Below are 11554 nucleotides of genomic sequence, written 5' to 3' on the forward strand. Positions count from 1 at the left end.
GTGTATCGCGGCGCGCTCGCTCCGAGCCCCTGCCCAGGGCGGCGCTTTGCCGCTATGATTGTCCGCACGCGGCGTTGGCGCCGCACGACGTGGGGGTGGTGACGATGCGACAGCGCGGGGTAACCCTGTTGGGGATGGTGTTCTTCGGGGTGGTGGCTGCGATGCTGCTGGTGCTGGCGGCCAAGGTCGTGCCCACGGTCACCGAATATCTGGCGATCCAGAAAGCCGTCAACCGCGCTGCGCAAAGCGGCACCACCGTCACCGAAATCCGCAATGCCTTCGAGCGCGCCAAAACCGCCGACTACTTCGAAGCGATCAGCGGCCAGGATCTGGAAATCAGCAAGGATGGCGACAAAATCGTGGTCGAGTTTGCGTATGACAAGGAGGTCCATTTGTTTGGACCGGCCTATCTGCTGCTCAAATACCGTGGGCGCAGCCAATGAGTCATGACCGTGCCTGATGCTTCAGGCCTGCAGGCGCTGCAGGCACGCCTGGGCCACACGTTCAAGCGACCGGAGTTGCTGCTGCGGGCGCTGACCCACCGCAGCCACAGCGCCGATCATTACGAACGGCTCGAATTTCTGGGCGACGCGGTGCTGGGGTTGGTGGTCTCGACCCTGCTGGTGCAGCGCCTGCCGCGGCAGTCCGAGGGGGAGTTGTCGCGCGTGCGCGCCAATCTGGTGCGGCAGGATGCTCTGCATCGCATCGCGCTCGACCTCGGCCTGCCGGACCTGGTGCGCTTGGGCGACGGCGAGCAGCGCAGCGGCGGGCGACATCGCCCATCGATTCTGGCCGATGTGGTCGAGGCCGTGCTGGGGGCGATTTATCTGGACGCCGGGTTCGAACCGGCACAAGCGGTGGCGCGCCGTTGGTACGACGGTGTATCGCTGGAGCCGGCGTTGGACAAAGACCCGAAAACCGCCTTGCAGGAGTGGCTGCAAGGGCGTCGGCGCGCGCTGCCGCAGTACGAGGTGCGCTCGATTCTGGGCGAGGCGCACGCCCAGACGTTCGAGGTGGCGTGCTGTGTCGATGGCACCGAGCCCACGGTGGCGCGCGGGCCCTCGCGCCGCGCGGCGGAGCAGGTCGCCGCCGCGTTGATGTTGCAGCGACTGCAGGGCAACACCGTCAGTCTCCGTCCGTCATGAACGATTCTCACGTTGCCACGCCCACCCCGCAAACGCCCGCTGAGCTCGAGGCGATGCTGGCGCGCGCCTTGGGCCGTGCACCAGCGGCACCGACCGAAGTCGGCCCGGTCGACGTGCCGGCACCGGCGCCCGTGCCCGCCGAGGCGCAGCGCTGCGGCTTCATCGCCATCGTGGGCAAACCCAACGTCGGCAAATCCACGCTGCTCAACGCACTGGTCGGACACAAGATCAGCATCACCTCGCGCAAGGCGCAGACGACGCGCCACCGCATCACCGGCATCCGCACCGAGGGCGCCACGCAGTTCGTTTTCGTCGATACACCGGGGTTTCAAACCCGCCACGGCAACGCGCTCAACCGCGCGCTCAACAAGACCGTGCTCGGCGCGGTCACCGACGTCGATCTGATTCTGTTCGTGGTCGAGGCCGGGCGCTTCGATTTGGCCGATGCCAAGGTGCTGGCGCTGCTGCCCACGGGCGTGCCGGTGATCCTGGTGGCCAACAAGCTCGACCGTGTGCAGCGTCGCGTCGAAATCGCTCCGTGGTTGCGCAGCATGCAGGAGCGCCACCCGTTTGCCGAGTTTTTTCCGATGTCGGCCAAGCAGCCGCGCGACGTGCAACGCCTGCTGGCGCTGTGCGAGCGCTACGTGCCGCAGCAGCCCTGGCTGTATGAACCCGACGACCTGACCGACCGCAGCGAGCGCTTTTTGGCGGGCGAGCTGGTGCGCGAAAAGCTCTTTCGCCTGACCGGTGATGAGTTGCCCTACACCTCCACCGTGGTGGTGGATCGCTTCGAGCACGAAGGCGGGTTGCGCCGCATCGCGGCCACCATTGTCGTGGAGCGCGACAGCCACAAGGGCATGGTGATTGGCCAAGGCGGTGAGCGGCTCAAGCGCATCGGCACCGAAGCGCGCCAGGAGTTGGAGCGGCTGTGGGGCGGCAAGGTGTTTCTGGAGCTGTGGGTGAAGGTGCGCTCGGGCTGGTCGGACGATGAGGCGCGCGTGCGCGCCTACGGATACGAGTGACGTGGTCACGCGGCGGCGCGCCCGGGTGCACGACGAACCGGCCTACGTCCTGCACCACCATGCCTGGAGCGAATCCAGCGCGATCCTGGAGGTGTTCAGCCGCCACCACGGACGCGTGGTGCTGGTGGGCAAGGGGGTCAAGCGACCGACGTCGCAGTATCGCGCCGTGCTGCTGCCGCTGCTGCCGCTGCGGCTGGATTGGTCGGGTGAGGCCGAGGTGCGCACCCTCAAGGCCGCGCAATACGCCGGCGGGCAGGTATTGCCGACGGGCGAAGCGCTGCTGGCCGGCTACTACCTCAACGAATTGCTGCTGCGCCTGTTGATGCGGGATGATCCCCACCCAGCGCTGTTCGATCATTATGCGGCGGCGGTGGCGGCACTGCCATGGCCCGAGCAGCGCGCGGTGGCGCTGCGCGCGTTCGAGCTGTTGCTGCTGCGCACGCTGGGCTGGTTGCCCGATTTGGGGCAGGAAGGTGTGCGGCTGCTGCCCCTGCAACCCAATCACGGCTACCGCCTGCACCCCGACGCCGGCCTGCTGCCGGCAGCCGATATCGACACGGCGGCGCTGCGCGGCGGGCACTGGCAGCGCCTGCAGCGGGCGCTGCAAGCAGCCGATGCGTGGTCGGCCTTGTTGCGCTGTGCCGATGTCTTGACCCAACCTGCGCTGCGCCAAGGTCTGGCCGCCTTGCTGCACTACCATAGTGGTATGACGCGCTTTCGCACGCATGCCTTGCTGTTGGCCGTGCGCCGCTTGGCAGCGCCGGGGCGGTCCAGCGCGCCTGCTGCATCTTCCGACACCCTGTCATGATGGCTTCGCACCGCACCGCTCTTTCGGTCAACGTCAACAAGGTAGCACTGCTGCGCAACAGCCGCCATCTCGGCATCCCCAGCGTCGTGCGGGCCGCCACCCTGTGTCTGCAGGCCGGCGCGCACGGCATCACCGTGCACCCGCGGCCCGATCAGCGTCACATCCGCCCCGCCGATGTGTTCGACATCGGCACCTTGTTGCGCGATTGGCCGGGGCGCGAATTCAACATCGAGGGCAACCCCTTTCACAACCTGCTGGAGGTGGCGCGCGACGTCGTGGCGCGCGGGCTGCCGCTGCACCAGCTCACCTTCGTGCCCGATGACGTGGGACAGTTCACCAGCGACCATGGCTGGCGTTTTCCCGAGGACGCGGAGCGGCTGCGCCCCGTGATCGCGCAGGCGCAGGCGCTGGGCGCGCGGGTCAGCCTATTCATGGACCCGGAGCCCGCGCAGATGGCTGCGGCCCGGGCGGTGGGTGCCGACCGCATCGAGCTCTACACCGAGCCCTACGCCGCGGCCTGGGCCGAACCGGGGGCGCGTGCCGCGCAATTGCAGCGCTACCGCGCGGCCGCCCACGCCGCGCTGGCGGCCGGGCTGGGCGTCAACGCCGGACATGACCTCAATCGCGACAACCTGACCGATTTTTTGCGCGCCGTGCCGGGCGTGGCCGAAGTCTCGATCGGTCATGCCCTGACCGCCGACGCGCTGGAGCTCGGTTTTCCGGCAGCGGTGCGTGCCTATTTGGCGTGCATCGAGGCGGCGCACCAGGCGACGACGGCAGATCCCCTGGAGTCGGCATGATCGTGGGCATCGGCACCGACCTGTGTGACGTGCGCCGCATCGAGGCGGCCCTGCAGCGCCACGGCTTGCGCTTCGTCGAGCGCATCCTGGGGCCACAGGAACGCGTGGTGTGGGCGCAGCGCAGCGGGCGCTGCGCGCAGCGTGGGCTGCGCTATCTGGCCACCCGCTTCGCTGCCAAAGAAGCCTTCAGCAAAGCGATCGGTCTGGGCCTGCGTGCGCCGATGCGCTGGCGAGATTGCGAGATCCTCCATCAACCCAGCGGCCAGCCGGCCGTGGTGCTGCACGGGGCGCTGCAGCGCTGGTGTGCCGAACGCGGCTGGCACGCCCAGGTCAGTGTCAGCGATGATGGCGACTGGGCCAGCGCCTGCGTCATCGTCGAGGCACGCAACGCCCCAGCACGCGCGCCGTTGGCCAGCAGTGCCGATACCGCCACACCGATGCCCGACGAGGGGGAGGTTCGGCGGCGCTGAGGCCGCGTGCTCCCTTGTTGGCTTGTGGCTCTGCCGCGAAAGCCCATCATGACGTTTCATGCCCCACTCATCATCGATATCGCCGGTCCGCGCTTGACCGACGCCGACCGCGCTCGCCTGAGCCATCCGCTGGTGGGCGGCGTGATTTTGTTCGCTCGCAATTGGCGTGACCGCGCCCAGCTGCAGCGCCTGTGCCGGCAGATCAAGCGCGTGCGCAGCGACGTGCTGATCGCCGTCGATCACGAGGGCGGCCGCGTGCAGCGTTTTCGCAGCGACGGCTTCACCCATCTGCCGCCGATGCGCGACTTCGGTCGCTTGTGGCGCACCGCACCCGAGACACGTCCGGGCGAGGCAGCGCTGGCGGCCTGCAACGCCGCTACTGCGGCCGGCTACGTGCTGGGGGCGGAATTGCGTGCCTGTGGCGTCGATTTCAGCTTTACCCCGGTACTCGATCTGGACCACGGGCGCAGCGAGGTCATCGGCGACCGCGCCTTCGATACCGACCCGCGCGTGGTGACGCTGCTGGCGCAGGCGCTGATGCACGGGCTGCGGCTGGCCGGGATGGCCAACTGCGGTAAGCACTTCCCCGGACACGGCTGGGCCGAGGCCGACTCGCATGTGGCGCTGCCGGTGGACGAGCGGCCGCTGCAAACCCTGCTGGCCGACGACGCCGCACCGTACGGCTGGTTGAGCACCGCGCTGGCCGCGGTGATGCCCGCGCACGTTGTGTATCCCCAGGTGGACGCCCGCCCAGCGGGCTTTTCGCGGCGCTGGCTAAAGGATATTTTGCGCGGCGAGCTGGGTTTTACCGGCGCCATCATCAGCGACGACTTGAGCATGGAGGGCGCGCGCTGGCTCGACGGTCGGCTCGTCACGCCAACCGAGGCGGCGCTGGCGGCGCTGGCGGCCGGCTGCGATATGGTGCTGCTGTGCAACCAGAGTACGGTGGAGCAGGGTGCGGCCATCGACGACCTAATCGAGGGCTTGAGCCGCGCGTGGTTCGAGGGCCGCTGGGTGCCGGATGAAACGGCCGAAGCACGCCGGCGGGCGCTGCTGCCGCTGGGGCCGGCACCGAGCTGGGACGCGCTGATGGTCGATGCCCGCTATCAGCACGCCTTGCAGTACCTGCCATGAGCGCCGCGAGCGCCAGCGCCCATGAAGCACTGGCCCGGCCTGTGGGGGTTTCCGCGTCAGCGGCAAGCGCGCGGCTCAGGCCACCGCATCGGCGCTTTGGCGCTGCAGCATGGCCAGTATGTTGGCCACCGTGCTGCGCAGCTCACGCCGATCGCAGATGAAATCGATGGCGCCTTTTTGCAGCAGGAATTCGGCGCGTTGGAACCCATCGGGTAACTTCACGCGCACGGTATTTTCGATCACCCGCGGGCCAGCGAAGCCAATCAGCGCTTTGGGTTCGGCGATCACCACGTCGCCCATGAACGCAAAGCCGGCAGAGACGCCGCCCATCGTGGGGTCGGTGAGCACGCTGATGTAGGGCAGGCGTTGCTTGGCCAGTCGGGTCAGGGCGGCATTGGTCTTGGCCATTTGCATCAGGCTCAACAGGCCCTCTTGCATGCGCGCCCCGCCGGTGGCGGTAAAGCAGATGAAGGGCACACGCTGCTCGATGGCGTTTTCGACGCCGCGCACGAAGCGCTCGCCCACCACCGACCCCATCGAGCCGCCCATGAAGTCGAACTCGAAGCAAGCCGCCACCACCGGCAGCGTGTGCACGGCGCCGCCCATCACCACCAGGGCGTCGGTCTCGCCAGTGGCTTCCATCGCCTCCTTGAGCCGCTCGGGGTATTTGCGGCTGTCCTTGAACTTCAGCGCGTCCACCGGCAGTACTTCCTGCCCGATCTCGTAGCGGCCTTCGGGGTCGAGAAAGGCGTCCAGGCGCGCACGCGCGCCGATGCGGTGGTGGTGGCCGCAGTGCGGACAGACGTTGAGGTTTTTTTCCAGATCGGTCTTGTACAGCACCGCCTCGCAGCCGGCGCACTTGATCCACAGGCCTTCTGGAATGCTGCGGCGAGGGCCGCCTTCGGACTTGATGCGAGGCGGCAGCAATTTTTCGAGCCAGGACATGGCGTCTCCTTACCAACCCGTGGGGCGCCTCGCAGCGCCCCGTGTGGTCTGATGCGAGCGCCCGATTATGCGTCAGCCGCGCGGCCCTGCGCACCAATCGGCAACGCCCGCCGACCGGACCCATGCACCTCACGCCGGATGGGCGGCGGCGCGCGGCGGCAGCGCATCGAGCGCGGCACGGATGTCGCGCACGAAGGCGGCTACGTTGGCCGGTCCTTCCTCCGGGGGCACCTGCTCCAGCAGTTGAATCAGCCGCGTGCCGATCACCACCGCATCGGCCTCACAGCCGACGGCCTGGGCACTGGCGGCGTCGCGGATGCCAAAGCCGACCCCGACGGGGACCCGGACGTGGCGCCGAATACGCGGCAGCATGGCTTGCACCGCGGCGGCGTCGAGGTGCGCCGCCCCGGTCACGCCGGTCAGCGACACATAGTACACGTAGCCGCTGGCCAGGCGGCCCACCAAGGCCATGCGCTCGTCGGTGCTGGTGGGGGCAAGCAGGAAGATCAGATCCAGCCCCTGCGTGCGCAGCGCGGCGGCAAACGCTTCGCTTTCTTCGGGCGGGTAGTCCACCACCAGCACGCCATCGACGCCCGCGGCAGCGGCGTCGCGGGCAAACGCGCCGCTGCCGTGGCGGTGCTCCCAGGCCTCGATGGGGTTGGCGTAGCCCATCAGAACCACCGGGGTGGAGGTGTCGCGTTGGCGAAAGGCACGCACCATGTCGAGCACCTGAGCCAAATCGACGCCGGCGGCCAACGCCCGCTCGCTGGCGCGCTGAATCACCGGGCCGTCGGCCATGGGGTCGGAAAACGGCACCCCCAGCTCGATGATGTCGGCCCCGGCTGCCACCAGGGCATGCATCAGGTCCGGTGTGTCCGACGGGCGCGGATAGCCCGCCGTGACAAAGGGAATGAGGGCGCGCCGACCGTGGGCGCGCAAGCGATCGAAGGTGGTGGCCAGACGGGCGGCGCTCATGCGGCAGCTCCCTCGACAGGGGTGATCGGATGGGCGGTTTTGACCGCTTGGCCGCGGCAGCTGGGGCGACAGTAGAACTCGGCGCCGCTGAGGTCGGCCACGGTGCCGATGTCCTTGTCGCCGCGGCCCGATAGATTGACCAGCAGCGTCTGATCGGGGCGCAGCGTTGGCGCCAGCTTCATCGCGTAGGCGATGGCGTGGCTGGACTCCAGCGCCGGGATGATTCCTTCCGTGCGGCACAGGCGGTGAAAGGCCGCCAAGGCTTCGTCGTCGGTGACCCCCACATACTCGGCGCGGCCGCTGTCTTTGAGCCAGGCGTGCTCGGGGCCGACGCCGGGGTAGTCCAGGCCGGCGCTGACGCTGTGGGTTTCGGTGATTTGGCCGTCGGCGTTTTGCAGCACATAGGTGCGGTTGCCATGTAGCACGCCGGGGGTGCCGCGCTGCAGCGACGCGGCGTGGTGCCCGCTGTCGAGGCCGGCGCCGGCGGCCTCCACACCGATCAGGCGCACGGCCTCATACGGGATGTAGGGGTAGAAGATGCCCATCGCGTTGCTGCCGCCACCGACACAGGCAATGACCGCGTCGGGCAGGCCGGGCGCGCCGTTGCCGGGCAAGCCGAGCTCGGCCAGCCGCTGCGGCATTTGTTGCAGGCACTCCTCGCCGATGACGCTTTGGAAGTCGCGCACCATCGTCGGGTAGGGGTGGGGGCCGGCCACGGTGCCGATGATGTAGAAGGTATTTCCGACGTTCGTGACCCAGTCGCGCAGCGCCTCGTTGAGCGCATCCTTGAGCGTGCGGCTGCCGGAGTGCACCGGCACGACGGTGGCGCCCAGCAGCTGCATGCGATAGACATTGGGACTTTGGCGCTTGACGTCTTCGGCCCCCATGTAGACGATGCACGTCAGCCCGTAGCGCGCACAGATGGTGGCGGTGGCCACGCCGTGCTGGCCGGCGCCGGTCTCGGCGATGATGCGCGGCTTGCCCATACGGCGCGCCAGCATCGCTTGGCCGATGACGTTGTTGATTTTGTGCGCGCCGGTGTGGTTGAGGTCTTCGCGCTTGAGCAGGATTTGCGCTCCACCGAGTTCGCGGCTCAAGCGCGCGGCGTGGTAGATGGGCGAGGGCCGGCCGACGAAGTGCACCAATTCCTGCCGGAATTCGCGCTGGAAGTCGGGGTCGTGACGGTAGCGCTCGTAGGCGCTGCGCAGTTCGGCAATGGCGTGTGTGAGGGTTTCACTGACGAAGCTGCCGCCATAGGGGCCAAAATGGCCGCGGGCGTCGGGGTAGTCGTAGTGGATCATCGGGCAAAACCTCGCAAAGGACGGGCTGACAGCCCGCCGTGCACGGCCGCGGTGGGCGCACGGCGGTCACACCGCAGGGGAGGGAGGAAGCGCAGCGTCGGCGCGCCGCACCGCAGCCACGAACGCCGCCATGCGCTGCGCGTCTTTGATGCCTTTGGCGGCTTCGACGCCGGAGGAAACGTCAACCGCCCAAGGCCGCACCAGGCGCACGCCATCGGTCACATTTTCGGGTGTGAGTCCACCAGACAAAACGACCCGATCGGCGGCGCGAAGTCGAGGGTGTGACCACGGAATCGCTGTCCAATCGAAAGTTTGCCCGCCACCGCCATAACCGGCCACGTGGGCATCGACCACCAGGGCACGGGCGGCAGCAAACGTCTCGGCGTATTCTAGAAGATCGAAGCCGGTGGCGCCAGGCGTCAGCGGCACGCGCGCCGCGCGCAGCCAGGCGCGCGCGCCTGCCAGCGCCGCGCACTGCGCGGGCGTCTCGTCGCCATGAAATTGCAGCAGCGCGTGCGGCACCGCGGTCACACCGGCGGCCACCTCGGCGGCGCTGGCGTTGACGAACAGCAGCACCGGTGTGATGAAGGGCGGCAGCAGCGCCGCCAGCGCCGCTGCGCGTTCAGGCGTGACGGCGCGCGGACTGCCCGGGTAGAGCACGAAGCCGACGGCGTCGATGTCCAGGGCGGCGGCCGCGCGCACGTCGGCTTCACGCGTGAGGCCGCAGATTTTGATGCGGGTGCGTCGCTTCGGGGGCATCGTTATAGGGGCAGCCAATCGAAGGCCGGCGTGCGCTCAGGCAGGTCCAGTTCCGCATCGTACACCGGACCCAAAAAATACAGGCCATCGGGGGCAAAGGTGGGGGCGGCGCGTTCGCGCGAGCGGCTATCGCGTACCTCGGCCACCCAGCCTGGCGGCCGCAGCCCTTGACCGACGGCGATCAGACAGCCCATCAGATTGCGAATCATGTGGTGTAAGAAGGCATCGGCTTCGAAGTCGAAGCGCCAGTAGGGGCCGCGGCGCCGGATGGCAACGGTGCGCAGGGTTTTGACGGGTGAGCGGGCCTGGCATTGGGCGGCGCGAAAGGCGCTGAAGTCATGCGTGCCCAGCAGATGTTGGGCAGCGGCCTGCATCGGCTCGAGTTGCAGCGGCCGAAAAACCCAGCCGACGCGGCCGGCTTCCACGCTGGGGCGCACCGGCGACTCCAGCAGCACGTAGGCGTAACGGCGCGCGCGCGCGTGGTTGCGGGCGTGAAAATCGGCGGGCACCCGCCGTGCCCACTGCACCGCGATATCGGAGGGCAGGTAGCGGTTGGTGCCGCGTACCCAGGCCGCCAGCGGCCGCTGCACCGGCGCATCGAAGTGCACCACCTGGTTGAGCCCGTGCACGCCGGCGTCGGTGCGGCCCGCGCACAGGGTGGTGATCGCCGGCATGTCGGCAAAGCGGGCCAGGGCGTCTTCGAGCCGATCTTGCACGGTGCGCCCGTGCGGCTGGCTTTGCCAGCCGGTGTAGGCCGTACCCAAATAGCTCACGCCCAGCGCGATGCGCATCACCACCGTGGTGGGCCCCACTCAGCCCAGTTGCGCCAGGAACGCGCGCGCGCGCTCTTGCAGCGCGCCGCTGGCTTCGGCCGCCACCTCTTCGGCCAGCGTGCGCGCGCCGTCGATGTCACCGATGGCCTCGAACTCGCGCGCCAACGACAATTTGGTCTCGAGCGGATCGTTTTCGTCGAGCGTCTCTGTCTCTGTCACTTCCAGGCTGGATGGTGCCTCCGGCACCGACTCGCCGGTGGCGGCAGATGGCGCAGGCGGCTCCTCGGTGGACAGGTCCAGCGACAAGTCCTGCAGCTCGGGCGGCAGGGTGGGCATACCCGTGGTGCCGCTCGCCGTCACGGGGGGTTGCGCCGGCGTCGTCGTTGGCACCTCGAGCTCGAGATCGACTTCGGGCACCGCAGCGCTGGTCGGGGTGATGCGGTCCTGTGGCAGGTCGAGCTCGAAATCCAGCCCGCTGGAGGCCACCTCGGCAGGCTTGCTCGGAGCGGCCACGCCGTTGGCGTCTGCGGACTGGGTATCGGTGTCGGACGGCGACGCTGCTGCTGTGCCATCACTGTCCGCGCTCAGGTCGAGGTCGAAATCGAACTCATCGTCGCTGGGCGCGGCAGCGGGTTGCCCCGCATCGAGCGGCGGTTCGACCGCAGCGGCTGCATCGGACCCGATCTCGGGGGCGCCGTCCGCTTCGGGGGGCGTGGCAGGGCGATACAACGGATTGTCGGGGTCGATCTGGCGTCCCCAGGCACAGGCTTGATCCCACTCGGCGCCCGTGCCACCGGTGAGCTCGCGCAGCTCGCGCGCCGCCGCCTCGAAGCGCGCGGGGTCTGGGCGCTGGGCGTAGATTTCGAGCAACTTCAGCCGCACCGGCAAGCGCTGCGGATGCAGCCGCAGGGCCTCCAGCAAAATGTCTTCGGCCTGCTGCTCGCGCCCGTAGGCCAGGTAGACGTCGGCTTCGGACACCGGATCGACGTCACCGTCGGCAACGATCTGGCTGGGTGCGTACGGGACCTCTGACTGCGACTGCGCGTCGGCGTCGGCCATCGCTTCGGGTTGGGGTTCGGGCTGCGGTTCGGTGCGCTGCAGCTCTTCGGTGCGGCGCCGGCGCAGCCGCCACCAGGCAAAGGCCAGCATCAGCGCCGCCAGGGCGGCCGCCGCCGGAATCGTCACCGGGTTGCCGAGCAGGGCCGACAGTGGCCCCGGGGCACCCGCGGCGGGCGCCGTTGGCGCAGTTGTCGGCGCAGCCACGGGGGCGGTAACCGCAGGCGCTGCTGGTGGTGGCGATGGCGATGGCGCGGCCGCGCCCGGTGCCGTGGCGGCAGGGGCGGCGCTGGGCGCCGCTTCGGTTGCCGCGGCAGGCTCCGTGGGGGCGGGCGCGGCCGCGCCATCGCCATCGCCACCACCAGC

At 68.9% G+C, this 11554-nt stretch carries 13 protein-coding genes; 7 read left to right on the plus strand and 6 right to left on the minus strand.

Annotated elements, in window-relative coordinates; translation table 11 throughout:
* Positions 1 to 104: 104 nt before the first annotated feature.
* Genes Tchar_RS02035 through nagZ form a run of 7 tightly spaced genes read left to right on the plus strand, consistent with a single transcriptional unit; the run spans position 105 to position 5379 of the window.
* Complete coding sequence (locus tag Tchar_RS02035) at positions 105 to 443, plus strand: DUF4845 domain-containing protein (protein WP_144327445.1); 339 nt, start codon at positions 105 to 107, stop codon at positions 441 to 443.
* Positions 444 to 446: 3 nt separating this feature from the next.
* Positions 447 to 1145: a ribonuclease III gene (gene rnc, locus Tchar_RS02040; protein WP_144327422.1), complete on the plus strand. Its 699-nt coding sequence runs from the start codon at positions 447 to 449 to the stop codon at positions 1143 to 1145.
* Entirely contained in the window at positions 1142 to 2167 is a 1026-nt protein-coding gene (era, locus tag Tchar_RS02045; protein WP_201739273.1) for a GTPase Era, read from the plus strand. The genes rnc and era overlap by 4 nt, the downstream gene beginning before the upstream one ends.
* Before the next feature lies 1 nt (position 2168).
* Positions 2169 to 2975 (plus strand): DNA repair protein RecO, encoded by an 807-nt coding sequence (gene recO, locus Tchar_RS02050; protein ID WP_236640097.1) that lies wholly within the window; start codon positions 2169 to 2171, stop codon positions 2973 to 2975.
* Positions 2972 to 3775 (plus strand): pyridoxine 5'-phosphate synthase, encoded by an 804-nt coding sequence (locus tag Tchar_RS02055; protein ID WP_144327424.1) that lies wholly within the window; start codon positions 2972 to 2974, stop codon positions 3773 to 3775. Before recO ends, Tchar_RS02055 begins: the two co-directional genes overlap by 4 nt.
* Positions 3772 to 4245 (plus strand): holo-ACP synthase, encoded by a 474-nt coding sequence (gene acpS, locus Tchar_RS02060; RefSeq protein ID WP_144327425.1) that lies wholly within the window; start codon positions 3772 to 3774, stop codon positions 4243 to 4245. The genes Tchar_RS02055 and acpS overlap by 4 nt, the downstream gene beginning before the upstream one ends.
* A gap of 48 nt (positions 4246 to 4293) precedes the next feature.
* Positions 4294 to 5379, plus strand: a complete 1086-nt coding sequence (nagZ, locus tag Tchar_RS02065) for a beta-N-acetylhexosaminidase (RefSeq protein WP_144327426.1) — start codon at positions 4294 to 4296, stop codon at positions 5377 to 5379.
* Between the two features lie 75 nt (positions 5380 to 5454).
* Here nagZ and accD read toward each other — a convergent pair whose 3' ends face one another.
* From accD to Tchar_RS02095, 6 genes are all read right to left on the minus strand, one after another.
* The gene (gene accD, locus Tchar_RS02070) at positions 5455 to 6324 is read right to left on the minus strand and encodes an acetyl-CoA carboxylase, carboxyltransferase subunit beta (protein ID WP_144327427.1); all 870 of its coding nucleotides are present in this window, start codon (positions 6322 to 6324) and stop codon (positions 5455 to 5457) included.
* 129 nt (positions 6325 to 6453) lie between these two features.
* Positions 6454 to 7299 carry a tryptophan synthase subunit alpha gene (trpA, locus tag Tchar_RS02075; protein WP_144327428.1) on the minus strand — a complete coding sequence of 282 codons (846 nt, stop codon included), beginning with the start codon at positions 7297 to 7299 and terminating at the stop codon, positions 6454 to 6456.
* The gene (gene trpB / locus Tchar_RS02080) at positions 7296 to 8600 is read right to left on the minus strand and encodes a tryptophan synthase subunit beta (RefSeq protein WP_144327429.1); all 1305 of its coding nucleotides are present in this window, start codon (positions 8598 to 8600) and stop codon (positions 7296 to 7298) included. The genes trpA and trpB overlap by 4 nt, the downstream gene beginning before the upstream one ends.
* Positions 8601 to 8666: 66 nt before the next feature.
* Complete coding sequence (locus Tchar_RS02085) at positions 8667 to 9359, minus strand: phosphoribosylanthranilate isomerase (RefSeq protein ID WP_144327430.1); 693 nt, start codon at positions 9357 to 9359, stop codon at positions 8667 to 8669.
* A 2-nt stretch (positions 9360 to 9361) separates the two neighbouring features.
* A complete protein-coding gene (truA, locus tag Tchar_RS02090; protein ID WP_144327447.1) occupies positions 9362 to 10150 on the minus strand; it encodes a tRNA pseudouridine(38-40) synthase TruA in 789 nt (262 codons plus the stop codon).
* A gap of 21 nt (positions 10151 to 10171) precedes the next feature.
* A partial coding sequence (locus Tchar_RS02095; RefSeq protein WP_328592025.1) for a FimV/HubP family polar landmark protein occupies positions 10172 to 11554 on the minus strand: 1383 nt, incomplete at its 5' end.

The sequence above is a fragment of the Tepidimonas charontis genome (genome assembly GCF_007556685.1).
Taxonomy (GTDB): domain Bacteria; phylum Pseudomonadota; class Gammaproteobacteria; order Burkholderiales; family Burkholderiaceae_C; genus Tepidimonas; species Tepidimonas charontis.